The following is a 21,751-nucleotide window of genomic DNA, read 5'->3' as shown; positions in this document are numbered from 1 at the left end:
ACCAACTAGAGTGAGAACCATGCGTGCGCGAATGGCCGACATCGCCAAACAGGCTCAAGTCAGTGAGGCGACGGTGTCGCGTGTCATCAACGACCGCCCCGGCGTCTCAGCGGAAACCCGGCAGGCGGTTCTCACCGCACTCGACGTCCTCGGTTACGAACGACCGGAACGCTTGCGCAAGCGCAGCGCCGGGCTCGTCGGCCTGGTGGTCCCCGAGCTCGACAACCCGATCTTCCCGGCCTTCGCCCAGGTGATCGAGTCGACCCTGGCCCAGCACGGTTACACGCCGGTGCTGTGCACCCAGTCCCCCGGCGGCGTCACCGAGGACGAATACGTCGAGATGCTGCTCGACCGGCAGGTCTCCGGCATCGTCTTCATCTCCTCGCTCTCCGCCGACACCACCTCGGACCGCTCCCGCTATCAGCGGCTGCTCGACCGCCCGCTGCCGATCGTGCTGGTCAACGGCTATGCGGCGGGCCTCGAGGCGCCCTTCGTCTCGTGCGACGACCGGCTCGCCGGCGATATGGCGGTCACCCACCTGGTCGCGCTGGGGCACCGCCGGATCGGCCTGATCTCCGGCCCCAACCGCTTCATCAACACCCAGCGCAAGCTGGAGGGTTACCGCACCGCCATGCGCCGCGAGCTGGGCGCCTCCGACGCCGAGCTGGACGACTGGACCTCGCTGACGCTGTTCGGCGTCGAGGGCGGCGAGGTGGCCGCGGAACGACTGCTCGCCCGGGGCGTCACCGGCATGATCTGCGCCTCCGACATGATGGCGCTGGGCGCGATCCGGGCGGCCCGGCGGCGCGGCCTGCGCGTGCCGGAGGACGTGTCGGTCATCGGCTTCGACGACTCGGCGCTGATCCCGTTCACCGACCCGCCGCTGACCACGCTGCGCCAGCCGGTGACCTCGATGGCGGTGGCGGCCGTGCGGTCGCTGGTCGACGAGATCAACGGGCATGGCGCTCCGCACTCGGAGTATCTGTTCCACCCCGAGCTGGTGGTTCGCAACTCGACGGCGATCGCTCCGGTTCGCACCGGGGTGCCGGTCGCCACACCCGCCGCCTGAAAGACATCGACGATGGGCGGCCGCATACGGCCGCCCATCGTGAGAGCGCTATCCGACGACCACGAAAAGGCGCCCCGTCACATTTCGACGGGGCGCCTTTTCGCGCATTTCGCAAAGCACTGGGCGAAGTCCGGGCACATATAGCGCCCGAACTTCACACGGCTGGGTTCAGCCCTTCGTGCCGCCCGCGGTGAGGCCGGAGACGAGATGTTTCTGGGCGAAGAGGAATACGATTCCGGCCGGGATCGTCACCAGGACGGCGGCCGCGGTCAGGTATTCCCACTGCGCATTGAACTGGGGCACGAACTGCTGGAGGCCGTACGCCAGGGTGAATTTGTCGTCGGTCTGCGTGAAGGCCGACGCGTAGGCCACCTCGCCCCAGGCGGTGAGGAAGGCGTAGAAGCCGGTCACCGCGATAGCCGGCCGGGCGAGCGGCAGGATGACCCGCCAGAACGTCCGGAACGGGCCGCACCCGTCCAGCGACGCCGCCTCGTCCAGCGAGGTCGGGATCGAGTCGAAGTACCCCTTCAGCATCCAGGCGCAGAACGGCACGGCAATCGTCAGGTACGCGATCATCAGCGCCGGCAGGGTGTTGATCAGTCCCAGGTTCGCCATGATCGTGTAGATCGGGACGATCAGGATCGACACCGGGAACATCTGGGTGATCAGGAAAACCAGCATCAGCGACCGGCGGCCCGGGAAGTTGAACCGGGACAGCGCGTAACCGGTGGTCGCGGAGAAGAAGATGCCGACCACCATGGTCAGGCTCGCCACGATCACCGAGTTCAGGAACCAGGTGGGGAAACTGGTCTCGAACAGCACGTACCGGTAGTTGGCGAGGGTCGGGTCCTTGAACAGGGTGACCTCGGTGCTCTGCACGGCATAACCGGGCTTGAACGAGGAGAGCACCACCCAGGCGATCGGGCCGACCGCGATCAGCGAGGCCAGGATGAGCGTGCCGTGCAGCGCGATCGACGCGCCGACACTGCGCCGGCCGCGCCGCGGCTTGTTGATCCGGGCCGGTCCCGAGGTCGCCGGAACAGCCGTGACCGGCGGAGTCGTGGTCATCTGGGCCATGTCACCAAACCTCGCCTTGCTTGCGCAGCGCCCGCCGGTAGAACACCGAGAAGATGAGCAGGATCGACAGGATCAGCACGCCGTACGTGGAGGCGAGCGAGTAGTTCCGGATGCCCTCGAAGGCCGCCCGGAAGGCGCCGGTCACCAGGATCTCGGTCTGCCCGGCCGGCTGCCCCTCGGTGGTCAGGAAGATGATCGGGAACATGTTGAAGGTCCAGATCGTGCCGAGCAGGACCACGGTCATGCTGACCGGCCGCAGACCCGGCAGGGTGATCGCGCGGAACCGCTGCCACGGCGTCGCGCCGTCGATCTCGGCCGACTCGTAGAGCTCCTCGGGGATGCTCTGCAGGCCGCCGAGCAGGGCCACCATCATGAACGGCACGCCCAGCCAGATGTTGGTGATGATCGCGACGAACAGCGCGCTCCACTTGTTCGAGAACCAGGCGACCGAGTCGATGCCGATCGAGTTCAGCACCGAGTTGACCAGGCCCAGCCGCTCGTTGAAGAGGAACTTCCAGGCGAAGGCGCTGATGAAGGCGGGCACCGCCCAGGGCAGCACGAGCAGCACCCGGTAGAGGCCGCGCAGCCGCATCTCACGGTGGATCATGACGGCCAGGCCGAGGCCGAGACCGTAGTGGAACGTGACACCGGCGACCGTCCAGATCAGCGTGGTGCCGGTCCACTGCCAGAACTCGCCGACCTTGCCGGTGAGGACGTTGATGTAGTTTTCGAGACCGACGAACGACCAGGCGTTCGGGTTCTCCTTGCAGACCTCGCCACCGGTGATGGACTTGGTGCAGATCTCGGCGAGCTGGTTGGCCTCGTTCTGGTCGGTGAACGACAGCCAGATGCCGTTGACCAGGGGGTAGAAGATCAGGACCGCCATGACGAGGACGACGGGAACGACCATCGCCCAGGCGGTCCAGTGCTTGTCCCAGCTGCGCCGCAGCTTGGGCATCAGGCCGGCGCCGCTCGGCGCCGGATCGGCGGTGACAGAGGTCATCTGAGGGGGCTCCAGATTCACGGGTGCGGGCGCCGGCCGAAGCCGGCGCCCGCGGACACATCAGGACGCGGAGTACGCCGGGACGACCTCTGCCTTGTACTTCTGGGCAACGGCGTCGAGTGCCGCCTTCGGGTCCTTGTTCTGGATCAGGACCTCGGTGGCCATCTGGTCGAGCGGGCCGAAGAACTGGCCACCCTCGGGGATCCACGGGCGGCTCGCGGCGGCCTCGGCGACCGGCTTGAACGCCGAGACGACGGCGTTGTTCTTGACCGAGTCGATCTCGTAGGCCGACTTGCGGGTGGGCAGCAGGCCCAGCTTGTCGGCGAGGAACGCCTGCGACTCGGCCGAGTTCAGGAACTTGACGAACTCGACGGCGGCCGGGGCCTTCTCCTGCGGGACGCCGGACCAGATCACGTAGTTGTGCCCACCGATCGGGGCGGCGGCCTTCGCGGAACCGGCCGGGACCGGGGCGATGCCGAGGTTCTCGACGCCGCCGAAGGCCGGGGCGGTCTTGATGTTGTTGACCTCCCACGGGCCGTTGATGATGAACGCGACCTTCTTCTCCTTGAAGAGGGTCATCATCGTGCCGTACGAGTCGGTGGCCGACGGCTTGACCGAGGCGCCGCTGTCGATCAGGTCCTTGGCGATCTTCAGGCCGGCGACGTTCTGCTCGGAGTTGACGGTGATCTTCTTGCTCGCCGTGTCGACGACGTCACCGCCCTCGCCGTACATGAACGGCAGGGTGAAGTAGCCGGCGGCGTTGACGTAGAGACCGTCGGTGCCGGTCTTCGACTTGATGGTCTGCGCGGCGGTCTTCAGCTCGGCCCAGGTCTTCGGCACGGTGACGCCGGCCTTCTCGACGAGTTCCTTGTTGTAGAGCAGCGCCAGGCTGTCGGTGACCTGCGGGACGCCGTAGGTCTTGCCGTCGAACTTGTTGGAGGCGAGCGGGGCCTCCAGGTAGTCGGACTCGTCGGCGAGCAGGTCCGAGCCGTCCAGCGCGTAGAGGTGACCCAGCGAGGCGAACTCGGGCACCCAGGCGACCTCGGCGCGCAGGATGTCCGGGGCGCCGGTCTTGGCCTGCGCGGCGGTCTTGAACTTGTTCTGCGCGTCGCCGAACGGCACCGACTGGTAGTTGATCTTGACCTTGGGGTAGGTCTGGTTGAACTTGGTGATCAGTTCCTTGAACGCCGGGCCCTCGTTCTTCGCGTCCGAGGTGTCCCACCACGTGAGCTCGGCGGAGAGGGAGGCCGGGTCGACCTTGGCAGCCCCGGTGGACTCCTCCTTCTTGTCGCCACCGCAGGCGGCGATCGAGAAGGCGAGGGTCACGGAGGCCAGGGCGGCGATTCCCTTGGTTATGCGACGCATGTTGCGCTCCTTGTTTACCTGCTGGGTTCGGAGCGGACAGTAGCAAGAAGTTTCGGGGCTAGAAACCCCTTGCGAACGAACTTGCAACACTGTGGCCAGCAGAAGGCCCACGATACGGACTTAGCGGGCGGTGCCAGGGCTTCTAGCTGCGGCTCCGTGACCTTGTGGCACGTTCTTGCAACGTAACCGTCATGGAAGCAGTTGCATGAGTCTGCCAGCGAGCGGGAGCTTCGTCATCCCGTGGCGCGACACAGCTCTGCAACTTCTTTCACGATGCACCGAAAGGGTTGACCGGTGTGGCGCAGGCTCAAGCCGCAACCAGTAAGAAAGCGGACAGGCAATGTAAAAAGGCGGTGACAGGCCATGCCTGTCACCGCCTCGGCGGAACGCTGGTGCGTCAGATCAGCGGGGTACGACCTTCTCCACGGCCCACTGACGCCAGGTGTCCAGCTTGTGCTGCACCGTGGCGAGCTGCTCGGCCACCGGGCCCGGGCCGGTCGAGCCGGGCGTGGTGCGGGCGGCCAGCGCCGACGAGACCGACAGGACCTCGCGGACCGACGGGTCGAGGTGCTCGCTGATCGTCTTCAGGTCATCGTCGGTGACGTCCTCCAGCTCGCAGCCGCGGGCCGAGCAGAGCGCCACCAGCTGACCGGTGATCTCGTGCGCGTCACGGAACGGCACGCCCTTGCGGACCAGCCAGTCGGCGACCTCGGTGGCCAGCGAGAAGCCCACCGGCGCCGCGGCTGCCAGGCGGTCCACCCGTACGGTCATGGTGGAGATCATGCCGGCGAGAGCCGGCAGCAGAAGCTCCAGAGTGTCCACCGCATCGAATGCGGGCTCCTTGTCCTCCTGCATGTCGCGGTCGTAGGTGAGCGGGAGTCCCTTGAGCATGGTCAGCACCGCGACCAGGCCGCCGATCAGCCGGCCGCTCTTGCCCCGGGCCAGCTCGGCGATGTCCGCGTTCTTCTTCTGCGGCATGATCGAGGAGCCGGTGGCGAACGCGTCGTCCAGCTCGACCCAGCCGAACTCGGTCGACGTCCAGAGCACCACCTCCTCGCCGAGGCGGGACAGGTGCACACCGATCAGCGCGGTGACGAAGAGGAACTCGGCGACGAAGTCACGGTCGGCGACCGCGTCCATCGAGTTGGGCGCGGGAGCGGTGAAGCCCAGCTCCTTGGCGACCGCGGCCGGGTCCAGCGGCAGCGAGGAACCGGCGAGGGCGCCGCTGCCGAGCGGGCTGATCGCGGTCCGCACGTCCCAGTCGCGCAGCCGCTCCAGGTCGCGCAGCAGCGGCTGCACGTGCGCCAGCAGCCAGTGACCGAAACTGACCGGCTGCGCGTGCTGCACGTGCGTCATGCCGGGCGCCGGGGTGTCCACGTTGCGGGCGGCCTGCTCGGTCAGCGCGTCGGCCAGCTCGATCAGTGCCACGGCCACCCCGCGGGCGTGGTCACGCAGGTAGAGGCGGAGGTCGGTGGCGACCTGGTCGTTGCGGGACCGGCCGGCACGCAGCTTGCCGCCGAGCGAGCCGAGCCGCTCGAGCAGACCTCGCTCGAGGGCGGTGTGCACGTCCTCGTCCTCGACCGTCGGCCGGAACTCACCAGCCGCGCACGCCGACTCCAGGTCGTCGAGGGCGGCCAGCATGCGGCCCAGCTCGTCCGCGTCGAGCAGTCCCGCGTTCGCCAGCACCCGGGCATGGGCGCGGGAGGCGAGCAGGTCATACGGCGCGAGCCGCCAGTCGAACTGGACACTGACGCTCAGCCGGGCCAGCGCCTCCGCCGGGCCGCCCGCGAACCGGGCACCCCAGAGCCGCGTGGGCTCTTCGCTCTCCGGCACACCTTCTCCTTGGTCGCTCACGCAGGAAACCTCTCCCTGACCCTATCGCCGAGCCCCTCATCCGAGGCATGAGGTCTCGATGCATAAAAATACTATCAGCATGATAAAGTTGCGCCATGGCCAGCCTCGACCTCACCTCCGACATCGTCGATCTCACCAGGACCATCTGCGACATTCCGAGCGTCAGCGGGGAGGAGAAGCAGCTCGCCGACGCCGTCGAGGCGGCCCTGAGGGGATATCCGCACCTCGAGGTGCTGCGTGACGCCGACGCCGTGGTGGCCCGCACCCGTCTCGGCCGCGACACCCGCGTGGTCCTCGCCGGCCACCTCGACACGGTCCCGATCGCGGACAATCTGCCGACGGTCATGCGAGAAGACGTCCTCTACGGCCGCGGCACCACCGACATGAAGGCCGGCGTGGCGGTGTTCCTGCAGCTCGCCGCGCTTCTGGAGAGTCCGCGCTACGACGTCACCTACGTCTTCTACGACCACGAAGAGGTCGCGGCCCGGCTGAACGGCCTGGGTCGTCTGGTGCGCCATCACCCCGAGTGGCTGGCCGGGGACTTCGCGGTGCTCGGCGAGCCGTCCGACGGGACCGTCGAGGGCGGCTGCCAAGGCACCATGCGCGTGAAGATCACCGTGCCGGGGGTGGCCGCGCACGCCGCCCGCTCCTGGCGGGGCAGCAACGCGATCCACAGCGCGGGAGCCGTGCTCGACGTGCTGCGCGCCTACCAGCCGCGCCGTCCGGTGATCGACGGCCTGCAGTACCGGGAGGGCCTGAACGCGGTGAAGATCGAGGGCGGCATCGCCGGGAACGTGGTCCCCGACCTCTGCACCGTCTTCGTGAACTACCGGTTCGCCCCGGACCGCGACACCGACCAGGCCGAGGCCCATCTGCGCGAGGTCTTCACCGGCTTCGAGCTGGAGGTGACCGACCGCGCTCCCGGGGCGCGTCCCGGCCTCGACCAGCCGGCCGCCAAGGAGTTCGTCGACCTGGTCGGCCGTGAGCCGCAGGCGAAGCTCGGGTGGACGGACGTCTCCCGCTTCGCCGGCCTCGGCATCCCGGCGATCAACTTCGGCCCCGGCGACCCGCTGCTGGCCCACACCGACGACGAGCACGTCCCGGCGTCCGAGATCCGCCAGGCGCTCCAGGTTCTGACCGCCTGGCTCAGCTGACCTCACGGTGAGCCCCGCCCGAGGGCGGGGCTGCCGCCTATTCGCCGGCCCTGGCCGCCTCCCGCGCGATCGCGCCCGGCACCGAGTACATGTGGGCGAAGGCCCGGGCCTGCTCGCCGGTCCACAGCGACGAGCCGTGGCCGTAGACCACACCGCTGCGCGTGGCGGCGTCCAGCAGGCTGTGCGGGCTCTTGCTGCCCAGCGGCACGATGTTGCCCTTGTGCAGCAGCACCCGCACGGTGCCGGTGACCCGGGTCTGGCTGGAGTCCAGGAACGCCCGGAAGTCGTCCATGATCGGGTCGAAGTACATGGCCTCGTGCAGCATGTCGCCGTAGGTGTTGCCGAGCGTCGCCTTGGTGGCCTGCTGCCGGTTGGAGAGCACCAGCTTCTCCAGCTCGCGGTGCGCCGCGATCAGGATCAGCATGCCGGGTGCCTCGAAGCCGACCCGGGCCAGGTTGCCGACCATCGTCGAGCCCATGTGGATGCCGCGGCCGATGCCGTGCTCGCCGCCGAGCTCGTTGAGTTCTTGAAGGATGGCGTAGTTCTCCGTGCCATCGGTCAGCGGCTTGCCGTCCGCCGTAGCCGCCCCGACGACCTCGCCCTTCTCGAAGGTCAGCAGCACCTCGACGCCTTCCGCCGGCGCGGCGTCGATCGACTTCGTGTAGGTCCAGGCGTCCTCCGGCAGATACTCCCAGGAGCCGTAGGTCTCCTCACCACCGATCGAGGTGCCGATCAGGCCCTCGTTGATCGAGTACTTCTTCACCTTCTCGGAGACGGCGTACCCACGGCTGCGCAGGTAGTCGGTCTCCTCCTCGCGGGTGAGCCGCTCGTCCCGGATCGGGGTGACGATCTCCAGCTGCGGTGCCAGGGCACGGATCACCGCGTCGTAGCGGACGTGGTCCGCGCCGGCGCCGGTGGAACCGTGGGCCACGGCGTCCGCGCCGACCTGAAGCGCGACCTCCACCACCTTCTCCGCCTGGATCAGCCGCTCCGCGCCGACACACGACGGGTAGGCGCCGTTGCGCAGGTAGTTCGCCTTGATCGCGTAGGTGATGACGCGGTCGTAGAGCTCCGACCGGGCGTCCACGACGTGGTGCTCGACGGCGCCGAGCTCCTCGGCCCGGGCCTTGACGGCCTCACCCTCGCCGCTGTGCAGGCCGCCGGTGTCGATGTTGGCGGTCACCACGTCCCAGCCCTTCTCACGGAACGCGACGAGGGCGTACGAGGTGTCCAGTCCACCGGAGAAAGCGAGAACGATCTTGCGCTTGGTCATTGAGGCTTTCCTTCGAGAATCGGCACATACGTCTTACCGTCGCGGCGGACGTGGCCGGGCGGCAGGACATGGAAAACGCAGCGGCCCGCTTCGATGTCCTTCTGCATCGCCCGCTGGCGATCGTAGTCGAACGGATCGAGCAGGAAGGTCGGCTCGGGCAGCTCACTGCCGGCGGGCAGGGTGAGGTCGCTCTGGTAGACGAACGAGCCCGGCGAGGTGTGGAACGGGACGGTGGCGACCAGGACGCGCAGCGCGCCGAACTCGGTGTGCACCTTCAGGGCCGAGTTGTCGTACTGCGTGACGCCGTCGAGCTTCTGCGCGCGGTAGGCGGAGAGGGCGAGGGCCTTGGCGGCCTTGCCGAGCCCGACCGCCGGCATCAGCGACCAGAGCGACCAGCCGACCCAGCGCCCGTGCTCGGCGCTCGGCGCGGCGCAGTAGCCACCGACCGGGACCGGCCCGCGATAGCCGCTGTCGCGCATCTCCTGCTGGACCTTGCGCAGCAGGAGCTTGACGTCGGTGTCGAAACGGAAGGTGGACCGCTCGACCATCTGCGCGAACTCGTCCTGAGGCAGGCCGGCGATCAGCGCCGCGGCCGGCATCAGGATCAGGTCCACCATCACCCACTGCGGCATCGGGATGCCCCGGTCGCCGAACGCGATCCCGTTGATCACGTTGAAGTAGTTCAGGAAGTCCCGGATCGACCAGTCCTTCTCCGTGGTGTCGGTGAAGTCCAGCCAGGTGAGCTTGTGCCCGTACGGGTTCTCGTTGAGGTGCGGGCGCAACGTCTCGTTGGAGGCGAGGAAGAACTCCACGCCGTGCCCGACCAGCGTGTCGGTGTGGTCGGCGAAGTCCGGGAAGCGGGCCTCCACCGCCGGCATAAAGGTCATCGGTGGTTCTCCTCTGCATCCGCCCGGCTCCACCGGCCGAGCTTCTCGGCGAGCGCGGCGCCGGAGGTGGGCCCGCCGTCGCGGGCCACGACGAAGATGGTGTCGTCGCCGGCGATGGTGCCGACGACGTCCGACAGGCCGGACCGGTCCAGCGCGCTGGCGAGGAACTGCGCGGCCCCGGGCGGGGTGCGCAGCACGGCGATGTTGCCGCTGGAGTCCACCCCGGTGAGCAGCTCACGCAGCAGGCGGATCAGCCGGGCCGGCCCCTGCTGGGTCTCCCGCAGCGGGCGTTTGCCGTCCTCCGGGATCAGATAGGCCCCGCTGACCTTCACCGCGTTGAGCTCCTCCAGGTCCCGGGAGAGCGTGGCCTGGGTGACCTGCACGCCCTCGCGGGCGAGCAGGTCGGCCAGCTCGGTCTGGGAGCGGACCGTCCGGCTGCGGATCAGCTCCACGATCCGAGCATGCCTGCCGGCGCGGGTGACCGGTGCACTCATTGTGCGTTCTTCGCCAGCAGCCAGCTGAGCAGTGCCTTCTGCGCGTGCAGGCGGTTCTCCGCCTGGTCGAAGACGGCGCTGTGCGGACCGTCGATCACCTCGTCGGTGATCTCCTCGTTGCGGTGCGCCGGCAGGCAGTGCAGCACGATCGCGTCCGGCGCGGCGGCGGCCAGCAGCTCCTTGTTGACCTGGTACGGCCAGAACGGGGTGAGCCGGTCCTTCCCGTCCTCCTCCTGGCCCATCGAGGTCCAGGTGTCGGTGGCCACGACCTGCGCGCCGTCGACCGCCTCGCGCGGATCGCGCACCACCTCGACCGAACCGCCGGTCCACGCCGCGATCTCGGCGGCCCGGCTGACCACGGCGGGCGCCGGGTCGAAACCGGACGGGCCGGCGACGCGGACGTGCATGCCGGCCGTCGCCCCGGCCACCAGGTACGAGTGGGCCATGTTGTTCGCCGCGTCGCCCACGTACGCCAGGGTGCGCCCGGCCGTGCCGCCGAACCGCTCCCGGATCGTCAGCAGGTCGGCCAGCAGCTGGCAGGGGTGGTAGCCGTCGCTCAGCGCGTTGATCACCGGGACGTCGACGCCGGAGGCCAGCTCGGCCAGGCGCTCGTCGCCGTGGGTGCGGTAGATCATCGCGGCGACGTACCGGGAGACCACCCGGCCGGCGTCGGCGAGGCTCTCGCCGCGCCCGAAGTGGGTGTTCTGGGTGTCCACGATGATCGGCTGCCCGCCCAGCTCGGCGATGCCGGCCTCGAACGAGAGCCGGGTCCGCAGGCTCGCCTTGTCGAAGAAGACCGCGACCGACCGCGGGCCGGCCAGCGGCGTGTAGCCGAACCGGTTCGCCTTCATCTCGGCGGCCAGGTCGAGCACGTCGGACTGTTCCTCGGGCGTCAGGTCGTCGTCGCGGAGGAAGTGGCGCAGGGTCACCGGATACCGTCCAGGGCAGCGATCAGGGCATCGGCCTGATCGGAGGAGATGATGAGGGGCGGGGCGAGCCGGATGATGTCCGGCTGGGGGGCGTTGACGAGGAAACCGGCGTCGAACAGCTTCGCCGCGATCTGTTTCGAGACCGGCTGGGTGAGCACGATCCCGAGCAGCAACCCGGCGCCGCGGACGTGGCTGACCAGCGGGTGGTTCAGCGCCTCGATGCCACGGCGCAGCTGCTCGCCGACCCGCTTCACGTGGTCGAGCAGGCCCTCGCCGGCGATCGTGCGGATCACCGCGAGGCCGGCCGCGCAGGAGACCGGGTTGCCGCCGAAGGTGGTGCCGTGCGAACCCGGGGTCAGCAGGTCGGCGGCCGGGCCGAAGGCGATGCAGGCGCCCAGGGGCAGCCCGCCGCCGATGCCCTTCGCCAGGGTGACCAGGTCCGGCTCGACGCCCTCACCCTGGTGGTGGAACCAGTGCCCGGTGCGGCCGATGCCGGTCTGCACCTCGTCGAGCGCGAGCAGACTGCCCGATTTCTCGGTTATCTCACGCGCTGCGGCCAGATATCCGGGCGGCGGAACGACCACGCCGTTCTCGCCCTGGATCGGCTCCACGATCACCATGGCGGTCTCGGTCGTCACCGCGGCCCGCAGCGCTTCGACGTCGCCGAACGGGACATGGGTGACATCGCCCGGCAGCGGCCGGAACGGATCGGCCTTGGACGGCTGCCCGGTCAGCGCGAGTGCGCCCATGGTCCGGCCGTGGAAGGCGCCGTCGGTGGCCACGATGTGGGTGCGGCCGGTCAGCCGGGAGATCTTGAAGGCGGCCTCGTTGGCCTCGGCGCCGGAGTTGCAGAACAACACCCGCCCGGTACGTCCGGCCAGCGCGAGCAGCAGGTCGGCGAGGGCGACCGGCGGCTCGGAGATGTAGAGGTTGGAGACGTGCCCCAGCTGCTGGATCTGCTGGGTGACGGCGGCGACCACGGCGGGGTGGGCGTGGCCGAGCGCGTTGACCGCGATACCGCCGAGGAAGTCGACGTACTCCTTGCCGTCCTCGGCGGTCAGCACCGCGCCCTCGCCCTTGACCAGGCCGAGTGCCGGGGTGCCGTAGTTGTTCATCATGGACTGCTGCCAGCGTTCGACGAGACTCATGCCGACACCTCCGCTGCGCTCCGGTGGCGACATGACCCCGGCACTGAACTTGATGATTCGCTCGCAAGCTCGCGAATGGCAGGGACCACCATGGTTCCGAATCCTTCTTCCGTGAAGACTTCGAGCAGAGTCGAGTGGGCGACCCGGCCGTCGACGACGTGCGCGGCGGGCACCCCGCCACGGACCGCGCGCAGGCAGGCCTCCATCTTGGGCGCCATCCCGGACTCCAGCGACGGCAGCAGCTTCTCCAGCGCGTCGGCGTCGATCTCCGAGGTCAGCGAGTCGCGGTCCGGCCAGTTCGTGTAGAGGCCGGGCACGTCGGTGAGGACGACCAGCTTGCGGGCGCCGAGCGCGACGGCCAGGGCCGAGGCTGCGGTGTCCGCGTTGACGTTGTGCAGCACGCCGTCGGCGTCCGGCGCCACGGTGGCGATCACCGGGATCCGGCCGGCCGCGATCAGGTCGTCGACCGCCGAGGTGTTGACCTGGTCCACGTCACCGACCTGGCCGATGTCGACCGGCTCGCCGTCGATCACGGCCTGCCGGCGGACCGCGGTGAACAGGCCGGCGTCCTCACCGGAGAGGCCCACCGCGTACGGCCCGTGCTGGTTGATCAAGCCGACCAGCTCCCGGCCGACCTGGCCGACCAGCACCATCCGGACCACGTCCATGGCCTCCGGGGTGGTCACCCGCAGGCCGCCGCGGAACTCGCTCTCGATGCCGAGCTTGCTCAGCATGCGGCTGATCTGCGGGCCGCCGCCGTGCACCACGACCGGCTTGATGCCGACCAGGCGCAGGAACACCATGTCGGCCGCGAACGCCTCCTGCAGCGCCGGGTCGATCATCGCGTTGCCGCCGTACTTGATCACGACGGTGCTGCCGTGGAAACGCTCCAGCCAAGGCAGCGCCTCGATCAGGATCTCGGCCTTCTGCTGGGCCTTCACGAGGAGTACGCCGAGTTCTCGTGCACGTACCCGTGGGAGAGGTCGGTGGTCCAGATCGTCGCGCTCATCTCACCCTCGTGCAGGTTGACGGTGACCTTGACGTCGCGGCCGGTGAGGTCGACCTTGCTGCGGTCCTCGGCGGCCGCGCCGTTCCTGCAGATCCAGACGCCGTTGATCGCCACGTCGATCCGGTCCGGCTCGAAGGCCGCGCTGGTCGTGCCGACCGCGGCCAGGATCCGGCCCCAGTTCGGGTCGTTGCCGAAGAACGCCGTCTTCACCAGGTTGTTGCCGGCGATCGTCCGGCCCACCTGCACCGCGTCCGCCTCGCTGGCCGCGCCGGCCACCTCGATGGCGATGTGCTTGGTGGCGCCCTCGGCGTCGGCGATCAGCTGCTGGGCCAGGTCGTGGCAGACCTCGGTGACCGCCGCGGTCAGCTCGTCGAGGTCCGGCTGCACGTCGGAGGCCCCGCTGGCCAGCAGCAGCACGGTGTCGTTGGTCGACATGCAGCCGTCGGCGTCGATCCGGTCGAAGGTGACCCGGGTAGCCGCGCGCAGCGCCTGGTCCAGCGTCTCGTTGTCCGCCGAGGCGTCGGTGGTGATCACCACGAGCATGGTGGCCAGCGCCGGGGCGAGCATGCCCGCGCCCTTCGCGATGCCGCCGACCGACCAGCCGTCACGCTGGGCGACCGCGTTCTTCGACACCGTGTCGGTGGTCATGATCGCCTCGGCGGCGCGGGGGCCGCCGTCGGCGGCGAGCGCCTTCGCGGCCGCCTTCACGCCCGGCAGCACCTTGTCCATCGGCAGCAGCTCACCAATCAGGCCGGTGGAGCAGACCGCCACGTCACCGGCGCCGATCATCATCGGCTTGGCGCCGCCGCGCAGCACCGCCGCGGTGTGCTCGGCGGTGAAGTGGGTGTCCCGGAAGCCCTGCGAGCCGGTGCAGGCGTTGGCGCCACCGGAGTTGAGCACCACGGCGCGGACCACACCGCCCTTGAGCACCTGCTCGCTCCAGAGCACCGGCGCGGCCTTCACCCGGTTGGCGGTGAAGACACCGGCCGCGGTGAAATCCGGCCCGTCGTTGACGACGAGGGCGACGTCCGGGTTGCCGGTGGCCTTCAGGCCGGCGGCGACCCCGGAGGCCCGAAAGCCCTTGGGATGGGTGACGGTCACGGTGTGACTCCGAACGCGGACAGGCCCGTGGTCTCGGGCAGACCGAACATGATGTTGGCGTTCTGCACGGCCTGGCCGGCCGCGCCCTTGCCGAGGTTGTCCAGCGCGCTCACCACGATGATCCGGCCCGAGTCGATGTCGACCGTGGCCTGCAGGTGGCACGAGTTGGACCCGGCGGTGGCCGCGGTGTGCGGCCAGCTGCCCTCCGGCAGCACGTGCACAAACGGCTCGTCGGCGTAGGCCGCCAGCAGCGCCTCGCGCGGATCCCCACCGTTGAGGCGGCGCGCGGTGACGGTCGCCAGGATGCCGCGCGGCATCGGCGCCAGGATCGGCGTCATCGACAGCGACGCCGCGCCGGTGGCCTGCTTGATCTCGGCGACGTGCTGGTGCGCGCCGACCTTGTAGGGCGACAGGTCGCCCATGACCTCGCTGGCCAGCAGGTGCGTCTTGGCGTTGCGCCCGGCGCCGGAGGTGCCGGAGGAGGCGACCACCACGACGTCCTCGGGGTCGGCCACGCCGGAGGCGATCAGCGGCGCGAGCGCCAGCGTGACGGTGGCCGCATAACAGCCGGTGTTCGCCACCCGGTCGGCGGCGGCGATGGCCGCCCGCGCGCCGGGCAGCTCCGGCAGGCCGTAGGTCCAGGTGCCGGCGTGCCCGCCACCGTAGTAACGGGTCCACTGCTCGGCGCTCTCCAGCCGGAAGTCGGCGCCCAGGTCGACCACCTTGACCCCGTCGGCCAGCTGCGCGGCCACGGCCGCCGACTGCCCGTGCGGCAGGGCGAGAAAGACCAGGTCAGCACCGCTCAAGGTCTCCGCGTCGGTCGCTGCGAGCGTCAGGTCCAGGCCGGCGAGCTGCGGGTGTACGGCGCTGACGGGCGAACCGGCCTGACTGTGCGCGGTCGCCGTGACGAGGTCGAACTCGGGGTGCCCGGCGAGCAGACGGAGCAGTTCGCCCCCCGCATACCCACTTGCCCCGGCGACCGCTACCCGAATTCCCATACCTACCTCCGCATGACTATGCAGAGGACCGTATCAACTCGCATACCTCGGAGCAACCGAGTCCCACGTCTCGGCCATCACATGTCGCCCGGACGCGTACCGGGGTTCGGCTTTTCGCGAACCGCGCGCACCCGGTCCCGGCCGGCCCCGGTCCGGCCGTGCGGCATGCAGCAGGAGCCGGCGGCCGGCGTTCACGGCCGGTCGACGCCATGCCGCTGTTCGAACGCCTTGAGCGCCGCGTCCCACGCCCGGGTGTACTCCGAGGGCCCCAGACCGGAGTCGTGGTGCCCCTTGACCGCGTCTCGCAGCAGCGTCACGAGTTCGTCGACATCCTTGCGCCGGCTGTCGACGAAGGCACCGAAGACGGTGGCGAACCGCTCCTCGCTCAGCGCGGCGACGTGGGCCGCCCGGGGATCGCGCTGCAGGCGCTCGAAGACCTCCGACCAGCGCCGGGTCAGCTCGTCGGCCAGCTGAGCTCGTTGCAGACCGAGTTCGTGGTCGCACTCCGCCTTGATCCGCGCCTGCCAGTACGGGCGCATCTGCTGCCGCACGGCCTCCTCCGGCTCCACACGCCCGGTGAAGGAGAACCGGAGTTGCTGATCACCGTCGTGCAACGGGCACCAGTAGTCGTTGAACCGCTGGTTGACGTCCTCCTCCAGCACATGCGCCCGATGGGGCGGATACGAGCGCGCGATCGGGCGCAACCAGTGCGTGACGAAGCGCCGCGCTCGCGGCATGAGGTACTCGGCGTGCGTGCGCAACTGCTCCCGGTCGGCCGCGTGGCCGCGCCAGCGGTACGCGACATGGACCTCGAAGCAGAAGGCGTCGCCCTGAGCCAGCAACCGCAACGGTTCCCGCTCCTCGACCTGGCAGCTCTGCTCCGGCAGGGTCTCGCCGGGAGAGGCAGCACGGAAGAAATCGTTGAGCCAGCTCCGCCGGCCGCCTCCGGCAGTGCCGTCCGCGACCCGGGCCTGCGCTGGTTGAGTCTCCGCAGACATGTTCATCCTCCTTCGATGACCGCCCCGACGGCAGCCAGCAACGGACTCGCCCGCCGTTCCCGCCAGATGTGGTCGTGTTGATGTCGCAGCCGGTCCCGCAGGTGCAGGTCACGGCAGAGCCGGCGAACCAGCCCGACGATCCGGCCGGCCAACTCCGGGCTCTGCTCCCCCAATTCGATCCAGCGCCCGAGCTGCCGCCAGGCGGGCGCCGCGGTCGGCGGCAGGCTGAGCGCCGCCGTCCACAGACCCGGGAGCCGATCGCCGTCCAGGTCCCCACACTGATGCCACCGGAGCATCTCGGGCCATCGCCCGTCGTCCCGGTCGCACTCGCGTTGCGCAAGGCGCACGAATGCCCGGCAGGCGTGTGCCCGCAGCCGTCGCTCACCCTCCGGACTGCGCACCCAGTCGTCCAGGTCGCCGAGCAGAGCAGCCGCACGATCGCGACGGAAGGTCTGCTCGACGCCGACGGCGATCAGCAGGCTGCGCCGCTGCCAGCCGTCCAGGCCCACCCGCCGCAGGTGACGGAGGCCGAATGTGCCGTAGGGCAGCAGCGCGCCCAGTCCGTAGGCGTACGCCCACGCGACGCTGTCATGCGTGTGGGTGTATCTCTGCCGCGGCCCCGGATCCATCCAGCGTTGCACCCGCTCCTCCACCGCGCGGCGCAGCACCGGGACGTGTGCGCAGGTCATCAGGCACAGCCCGGCCGCCTGCCGCCGTTCAGGCCGCGCGTCCCGCGCCCACGGATCGACGAGCTCGGTCATCACGCCGTCGAAGTCGTTGCGGCACAGCAGGCCGGCGATCATGCCCGCGCGTTCCCGCACCTTCGCCTGCGGATCGACCGCCAGCACGTCCAGCCATCGCATCAGGCGCGCACCGAGCCCACGTTCGTTCCACGCGATGTCGAGCATCGCCGGCACCAGTTCCGGGTTGGCCAGGCAGGCGGTGGTCGGCGTGCCCAGCCCGGCGGCTTCCCGGCCGGTCTCGCGGATGCCGGACGAGAGCAGGCCTTCCAGCTCGAACTCCACCGGCTCGAACGGCACCTCAAGTTCGTCGCCCCCCGCCGGCTGCGGGTGCGCCAGCCGGTCGGCCGCCCGGTAAACGGCAGCCATCGGCACGTCCTCAAGGGCGACGAACGCGAGCCGGAACAGCCGGCGGTACTCCGCCGAACCGCTCCACCGTCGCCCGGCGGGCAGCCGTTCGTCGTCGTCTGCCCGGAGCATCACCCGGGCCTGGTCGCGGAGATGACGGTCAAGGCACTCGGCCAGCACGCCGGCCTCCTCGCCGGGTTTGCTCTCCGCCACGGCGGCGGCGATCGTCGCGGCGCTCTCCAGGCGCATGGCCTCGTTGAAATGGCGTTCGACCAGTGGGTCACCGGCAAGCCGCGTGACGTACGCGGGCACACAGCGCAGGCGGCAGGGCGGCTCGCAGGCCGCGACGCACCTCCCCCGCGACTCCAGCCGGTGGCGCAGGTGGGCCCGGAACACCTCGCCCGGGGCCGGCCGCCGATGCCGCACCAGGAAGGCGCCCAGGTCGTGACCATGGTCGGCGAGTTCCCCGATGACCACGACGGTCGCACGCCGGTCCCGGGCAATCGCCGCTACCGACAGCAGGTCCATGAATTCGATCGACTCCGCTGCCGTCGCGTCGATGACGTGCCCGTGGTCCTCGGAGTAACAGGTCTCGTCGACCGCTTCGGCGATCCGCGCGCCACGGGTGACATGGATCATCACCACGCGTCCGGGTGAGTGACGTGCAGCGAGCGCGACGTAGGCGGCGGTGTAGCGGCCGCCGCCGTACGGAGCGCTGAGGTAGACGACGCTTCGGGACGCCAGTGACTCCGTCAGCTCCGGATCCGACGGGCCGGGCGCGTAGGTACCGACCAGGCGATCGATGTGCTCCTGCGGGACGACGGCCCACCAACTGGTCCGTTTCTGCCCGAAGTTCCAGTTGTAGATCGTGTCGGCCACCGTCGCGTTGTCGCCCACCGCCATCTGCCCGTGGGAGCGAATGTCGCGGGTGCGGATCGCGTCGGCCCGGCCGAACATCTCGTCGATCCGGCTGCGGGCCTTCTGCGGACTGAACCTGGTGAGGTCCTCGTCGTCCTTCGCCTCGGGCTCGGTGCCGTCGTTCGGCTCGTCGGCGGGTGCGGTCTCGTCGGCCGGCTGGACCGGCTCGGGACCGGGTTCTTCCTCGTCCATCACCGCGTGCGCTTTCCGCTTCGGTAGGCGTTCAGGGTGGCGTTGTTGCCGATCGCCAACTGGCCCCGGCTCTCGACATCGCCGACCCGGATTCCGCTGTATCCGGCATCCGGCTGCGCGGGCCGGCCGGTGGGCGGCGGCTCCGCTGCCGGCTCGTCTCCGGGCAGCGGCGTTTCCACGTCGTTGACGTCCTCACCGACGATCCGGATCCACGCCGGTTCGGCGAAGCCCTTGTCAGCGATCTCGGCCCGGACGCGCCGGTACGCCTCCGGCCTGACGCCGTCATAACCGCCCGCCACGACATCGCGATAGATGCCGTCCGACACGATGCAGGCGACCGCCGCCGCGGGGAAATGCTGGAAAGCCGCCTTGAGAGCCGGCGCGTCGGCCAGGCGGGCGGTGACGTTGACCGCGTCGCCCGCGAAGCCGTTGCGGCTCCGGGTGAAGAAGAGGCCCTGATTGACGGCGAGGCGGATACGAATCCGTGCCGCCTTCGCACGATCGGCGTTGTACGACCGCAGGTACGCGTCCAGCGCGGCCAGATATCCCGCGAGAAGCACGGGTTCATCGGTGTCCTGCGGCAGCACGGCCAGCTCACCGTCCCCGCTCGGCTGGCAGTCCCAGCCCGCGCGATCGAGCCCGGCCTCGGCCGCCGCGGCGTCGAGTGCCTCCCGGAAAACAGCCTGCGCCTCGTGTTGGAGCCTCGTGGTGCGCGCGCTGTACCGCTCGGTGTCGGTCACGATCACCAAGCGCCTGCGCGTCTCGGACGTAACGCTCACGTCGGATCCTCCTGCCCACCCGGCTCGATGCCGGCTGGTCAATTCGTAGGACAGCCCGGACGTGGACACCCCGTCGAAATATGGGTTCGGCGTAATCGACGGCCATGCGACAGACCGCCCGCATCGATCGAGAGTCGACTATGCCTTGCGCACCCCGCCCAGTAGGCTCGCGGTGGGGCGCCCGGCCACGTCACGACGCCGTGTGTCCCGGGGGTTGTGATGCACGAGGTCACTGCACCGGATTGGCCGGCCGGCACGCTCCTGGCGCGGCTGTCCCGCCCGACGGCGGACGCGCTGCTGCGCCTCGGCAATCCGAAACGCGTGCCACCCGGCAGCGTCCTCATCCGCGAGGGCGACGAGGAGTCCCACGTCTTCGTCATCCAGCACGGGCTCACCAAGGTCACCGCCGAGACGGCGAAGGGACGGCCCGCGCTCCTGTCGATCCGCGTCTCCGGGGACCTGCTGGGCGAGTTGTCCGCGCTCAGCGGCACGCCCCGCTCCGCGACCGTGACCATGTGCGGACCGCGGCCGGGGCTCGTCCGCGTGGTTCGGGGACGTGACTTCGGACGGTTCCTCACCGACCACCCGGACGCGGCGGTCGACCTGGCCGCCACGGTGGGCGAACGACTGCGGTGGTCCAACCAGCGGCGCATCGACTTCACGTCGTACCCGGTGCGCACGCGGGTCGCCCGGGTCCTGAGCGAGCTGGCGGGCCGGCACGGCACACCGGCGCGCCACGGAGCGCTGGAGATCGGCGTACGCCTGACTCAGCCGGAGTTGGCCGCACTGTCCGGGGCCGCCGAGATCTCGGTGCAGAAGGCGCTGCGTGAGTTACGGCGGGCCGGTCTGCTCAGCACCGGGTACGGCCGGATCACCGTGCGTGATCCGGCCGCGCTCCAGGACATCGCGGAACTGTCCGCCGATCCGACCCGGGCCGGCTGACCTGTTCCTCCGCTCAGCGATGGACGGCCTGGGCCAGGGCGACGCCGAACCAGTCGTGGGGGTCGGTCCACCAGTGGCGCAGCTCGAAGCCGGCCCGGGCGAGCTCCGCGGTCAGGCCCTCGCGGCGGAACTTGGCGGAGACCTCCGTGCGCAGCTCCTCGCCGGCGGCGAAGTCGACCGTCAGGTCCAGGTCGGCGATGCGCACCGACTGGGCGGAGCGGGAGCGCAGGCGCATCTCGATCCACTCGTTCGCCGGGTCCCAGAGGGCGACGTGCTCGAACGCGTACGGGTCGAAGTTCGCGCCCAGCTCGCGGTTGATCACGCGCAGCACGTTGCGGTTGAAGTCGGCGGTCACGCCGGCCGCGTCGTCGTACGCCGGCACCAGCACCGCCGGGTCCTTGACCAGGTCCGCGCCGAGCAGGAGCCACTCGCCGTCGTGCAGGGCGGCGCGCAGGGCGGTCAGGAAGGCGGCCCGTTCGGCCGGTTCGAGGTTGCCGATGGTGCCGCCGAGGAACGCCACCACCCGGCTGTCGCCGTCCGGCAGGTGCTGCAGGTGCTGGACGAAGTCGCCGACCACGCCGCTGACGCTCAGCCCGGGATAGGCCTGGTTCAGCGCCGCGACGGCCGCCTCCAGCGCGGCGTCCGACACGTCGAGCGGGACGAACGCGCCGAGCGTGCCGCGGTTGAGCATGGCGTCGAGCAGCAGCCGGGTCTTCTCCGAGGAGCCGGAGCCGAGTTCGACCAGCGTCTTCGGTTCGGTGATCCGGGCGATCTCGGGGGCGCGCAGGGTGAGGATGGCCCGTTCGGTCCGGGTCGGGTAGTACTCCGGCAGCCGGGTGATCTCCTCGAACAGTTCGCTGCCCCGCGAGTCGTAGAACCACTTGGGCGGCAGCTGTTTCGGCGAGGCGGTCAGGCCGGTGCGCACGTCGGAGCGGAGCGACCGGGCCAGGTGCCGGTCGTCGATCAGCTTGATCACCAAATCTCCTCGAGGGAAAGCGCGGATGCGGTGGCGACGACCAGCCGGCCGTCCGGAACCGGGCGCCAGGCGGGGTGCGCGTCGAGCGGTTCGGAGGCGATCAGCACGGACCCGGGGCGGGCCCGGACCGACAGGGCGTGGCCGAGGGTGGTCGCGACGAGCTGGGTGCCGTCGGTGAGCAGCAGGTTCAGCCGGGAGCCGGGCGCCGCCACGATGACCTCGCCGACCACGCCGGCGACCGCCTTCGCCGCGGGCTCACCGGCGCGCAGCCTCGCGCGTACCAGGGCCCAGAGGGCTGCGGAGTCGGTGGGCGCGTCCAGGGTGAGCAGGTCCTCGACCGGCAGCTCGCCGGCGAGGCCGGCGAGCGTGCCGGGCCAGCCGCGCACCACGCCGTTGTGGCTGAACAGCCACCGGCCGTCGGTGAACGGGGCCGCGGCGGTCTCCACCACCGGCAGGCCGACGGTTGCCGAGCGCACCGCCGCCAGCACCGCGCCGGC

20 protein-coding genes are annotated in these 21,751 nt (G+C 70.1%); 3 read left to right on the top strand and 17 right to left on the bottom strand.

Going from position 1 to position 21,751, the window contains the following annotated elements:
- Positions 1-19: 19 nt before the first annotated feature.
- On the top strand, positions 20-1,069 hold the full coding sequence (locus AB0F81_RS32405; RefSeq protein WP_360203384.1) for a LacI family DNA-binding transcriptional regulator: 1,050 nt from the start codon (positions 20-22) through the stop codon (positions 1,067-1,069).
- A 168-nt stretch (positions 1,070-1,237) separates the two neighbouring features.
- Here AB0F81_RS32405 and AB0F81_RS32400 read toward each other — a convergent pair whose 3' ends face one another.
- The 4 genes from AB0F81_RS32400 to argH all read right to left on the bottom strand — a co-directional run bounded on the left by AB0F81_RS32400 (position 1,238) and on the right by argH (position 6,347).
- A complete protein-coding gene (locus AB0F81_RS32400; protein ID WP_360203383.1) occupies positions 1,238-2,146 on the bottom strand; it encodes a sugar ABC transporter permease in 909 nt (302 codons plus the stop codon).
- A 1-nt stretch (position 2,147) separates the two neighbouring features.
- Positions 2,148-3,149 carry a sugar ABC transporter permease gene (locus tag AB0F81_RS32395; RefSeq protein ID WP_360203381.1) on the bottom strand — a complete coding sequence of 334 codons (1,002 nt, stop codon included), beginning with the start codon at positions 3,147-3,149 and terminating at the stop codon, positions 2,148-2,150.
- A 60-nt stretch (positions 3,150-3,209) separates the two neighbouring features.
- The gene (locus tag AB0F81_RS32390) at positions 3,210-4,514 is read right to left on the bottom strand and encodes an extracellular solute-binding protein (protein WP_360203379.1); all 1,305 of its coding nucleotides are present in this window, start codon (positions 4,512-4,514) and stop codon (positions 3,210-3,212) included.
- Between the two features lie 402 nt (positions 4,515-4,916).
- Positions 4,917-6,347, bottom strand: a complete 1,431-nt coding sequence (gene argH / locus AB0F81_RS32385; RefSeq protein ID WP_360203377.1) for an argininosuccinate lyase — start codon at positions 6,345-6,347, stop codon at positions 4,917-4,919.
- 116 nt (positions 6,348-6,463) lie between these two features.
- On the opposite strand from argH, the gene dapE reads away from it, so the two are divergent.
- Positions 6,464-7,522, top strand: a complete 1,059-nt coding sequence (dapE, locus tag AB0F81_RS32380) for a succinyl-diaminopimelate desuccinylase (RefSeq protein WP_360203375.1) — start codon at positions 6,464-6,466, stop codon at positions 7,520-7,522.
- A gap of 37 nt (positions 7,523-7,559) precedes the next feature.
- Here the strand turns inward: dapE and argG are convergent, their stop codons facing one another.
- The 11 genes from argG to AB0F81_RS32325 form a co-directional block, all read right to left on the bottom strand.
- Positions 7,560-8,795 (bottom strand): argininosuccinate synthase, encoded by a 1,236-nt coding sequence (gene argG / locus AB0F81_RS32375; protein WP_360203373.1) that lies wholly within the window; start codon positions 8,793-8,795, stop codon positions 7,560-7,562.
- On the bottom strand, positions 8,792-9,682 hold the full coding sequence (locus tag AB0F81_RS32370; protein ID WP_360203371.1) for a hypothetical protein: 891 nt from the start codon (positions 9,680-9,682) through the stop codon (positions 8,792-8,794). The genes argG and AB0F81_RS32370 overlap by 4 nt, the downstream gene beginning before the upstream one ends.
- Positions 9,679-10,176 (bottom strand): arginine repressor, encoded by a 498-nt coding sequence (locus AB0F81_RS32365; protein ID WP_360203369.1) that lies wholly within the window; start codon positions 10,174-10,176, stop codon positions 9,679-9,681. Before AB0F81_RS32365 ends, AB0F81_RS32370 begins: the two co-directional genes overlap by 4 nt.
- Positions 10,173-11,105 carry an ornithine carbamoyltransferase gene (gene argF, locus AB0F81_RS32360; RefSeq protein WP_360203367.1) on the bottom strand — a complete coding sequence of 311 codons (933 nt, stop codon included), beginning with the start codon at positions 11,103-11,105 and terminating at the stop codon, positions 10,173-10,175. The genes AB0F81_RS32365 and argF overlap by 4 nt, the downstream gene beginning before the upstream one ends.
- Positions 11,102-12,253 carry an acetylornithine transaminase gene (locus tag AB0F81_RS32355; RefSeq protein WP_360203365.1) on the bottom strand — a complete coding sequence of 384 codons (1,152 nt, stop codon included), beginning with the start codon at positions 12,251-12,253 and terminating at the stop codon, positions 11,102-11,104. Before AB0F81_RS32355 ends, argF begins: the two co-directional genes overlap by 4 nt.
- Positions 12,250-13,194, bottom strand: coding sequence for an acetylglutamate kinase (gene argB, locus AB0F81_RS32350; RefSeq protein ID WP_360203364.1), 945 nt, complete (start codon positions 13,192-13,194; stop codon positions 12,250-12,252). The genes AB0F81_RS32355 and argB overlap by 4 nt, the downstream gene beginning before the upstream one ends.
- Complete coding sequence (gene argJ / locus AB0F81_RS32345) at positions 13,191-14,363, bottom strand: bifunctional glutamate N-acetyltransferase/amino-acid acetyltransferase ArgJ (RefSeq protein ID WP_360203362.1); 1,173 nt, start codon at positions 14,361-14,363, stop codon at positions 13,191-13,193. Before argJ ends, argB begins: the two co-directional genes overlap by 4 nt.
- Complete coding sequence (gene argC, locus AB0F81_RS32340) at positions 14,360-15,361, bottom strand: N-acetyl-gamma-glutamyl-phosphate reductase (protein WP_360203360.1); 1,002 nt, start codon at positions 15,359-15,361, stop codon at positions 14,360-14,362. The genes argJ and argC overlap by 4 nt, the downstream gene beginning before the upstream one ends.
- 191 nt (positions 15,362-15,552) lie before the next feature.
- A complete protein-coding gene (locus AB0F81_RS32335; RefSeq protein ID WP_360203358.1) occupies positions 15,553-16,359 on the bottom strand; it encodes a hypothetical protein in 807 nt (268 codons plus the stop codon).
- A gap of 2 nt (positions 16,360-16,361) precedes the next feature.
- Positions 16,362-18,557 (bottom strand): hypothetical protein, encoded by a 2,196-nt coding sequence (locus tag AB0F81_RS32330; RefSeq protein ID WP_360203356.1) that lies wholly within the window; start codon positions 18,555-18,557, stop codon positions 16,362-16,364.
- Positions 18,557-19,336, bottom strand: a complete 780-nt coding sequence (locus AB0F81_RS32325; RefSeq protein ID WP_360203354.1) for a hypothetical protein — start codon at positions 19,334-19,336, stop codon at positions 18,557-18,559. Before AB0F81_RS32325 ends, AB0F81_RS32330 begins: the two co-directional genes overlap by 1 nt.
- A gap of 219 nt (positions 19,337-19,555) precedes the next feature.
- On the opposite strand from AB0F81_RS32325, the gene AB0F81_RS32320 reads away from it, so the two are divergent.
- Entirely contained in the window at positions 19,556-20,278 is a 723-nt protein-coding gene (locus tag AB0F81_RS32320) for a Crp/Fnr family transcriptional regulator (RefSeq protein WP_360203352.1), read from the top strand.
- A gap of 13 nt (positions 20,279-20,291) precedes the next feature.
- Here AB0F81_RS32320 and egtD read toward each other — a convergent pair whose 3' ends face one another.
- Together egtD and AB0F81_RS32310 are read right to left on the bottom strand one after the other, a co-directional pair.
- Entirely contained in the window at positions 20,292-21,257 is a 966-nt protein-coding gene (gene egtD / locus AB0F81_RS32315; RefSeq protein WP_360203351.1) for an L-histidine N(alpha)-methyltransferase, read from the bottom strand.
- The coding region (locus AB0F81_RS32310; protein ID WP_360203350.1) for an ergothioneine biosynthesis protein EgtC at positions 21,251-21,751 on the bottom strand (501 nt) is incomplete at its 5' end. The genes egtD and AB0F81_RS32310, both read right to left, overlap by 7 nt.

It is taken from the genome of Actinoplanes sp. NPDC024001, assembly GCF_040638955.1.
Taxonomy (GTDB): Bacteria; Actinomycetota; Actinomycetes; order Mycobacteriales; family Micromonosporaceae; genus Actinoplanes.
Note: the sequence above shows the minus strand (reverse complement) of the source record. Positions and strands in the feature narration are given on the sequence as shown.

Excerpts from the sequence above, each read along its gene's own strand:
- AB0F81_RS32405 (WP_360203384.1), top strand. The coding sequence starts at position 20 with ATGCGTGCGCGAATGGCCGACATCGCCAAACAGGCTCAAGTCAGTGAG.
- AB0F81_RS32400 (WP_360203383.1), bottom strand. The coding sequence starts at position 2,146 with ATGGCCCAGATGACCACGACTCCGCCGGTCACGGCTGTTCCGGCGACC.
- AB0F81_RS32395 (WP_360203381.1), bottom strand. The coding sequence starts at position 3,149 with ATGACCTCTGTCACCGCCGATCCGGCGCCGAGCGGCGCCGGCCTGATG.
- AB0F81_RS32390 (WP_360203379.1), bottom strand. The coding sequence starts at position 4,514 with ATGCGTCGCATAACCAAGGGAATCGCCGCCCTGGCCTCCGTGACCCTC.
- dapE (WP_360203375.1), top strand. The coding sequence starts at position 6,464 with ATGGCCAGCCTCGACCTCACCTCCGACATCGTCGATCTCACCAGGACC.
- argG (WP_360203373.1), bottom strand. The coding sequence starts at position 8,795 with ATGACCAAGCGCAAGATCGTTCTCGCTTTCTCCGGTGGACTGGACACC.
- AB0F81_RS32370 (WP_360203371.1), bottom strand. The coding sequence starts at position 9,682 with ATGACCTTTATGCCGGCGGTGGAGGCCCGCTTCCCGGACTTCGCCGAC.
- AB0F81_RS32365 (WP_360203369.1), bottom strand. The coding sequence starts at position 10,176 with ATGAGTGCACCGGTCACCCGCGCCGGCAGGCATGCTCGGATCGTGGAG.
- AB0F81_RS32355 (WP_360203365.1), bottom strand. The coding sequence starts at position 12,253 with ATGAGTCTCGTCGAACGCTGGCAGCAGTCCATGATGAACAACTACGGC.
- argC (WP_360203360.1), bottom strand. The coding sequence starts at position 15,361 with ATGGGAATTCGGGTAGCGGTCGCCGGGGCAAGTGGGTATGCGGGGGGC.
- AB0F81_RS32335 (WP_360203358.1), bottom strand. The coding sequence starts at position 16,359 with ATGTCTGCGGAGACTCAACCAGCGCAGGCCCGGGTCGCGGACGGCACT.
- AB0F81_RS32330 (WP_360203356.1), bottom strand. The coding sequence starts at position 18,557 with ATGGACGAGGAAGAACCCGGTCCCGAGCCGGTCCAGCCGGCCGACGAG.
- AB0F81_RS32320 (WP_360203352.1), top strand. The coding sequence starts at position 19,556 with ATGCACGAGGTCACTGCACCGGATTGGCCGGCCGGCACGCTCCTGGCG.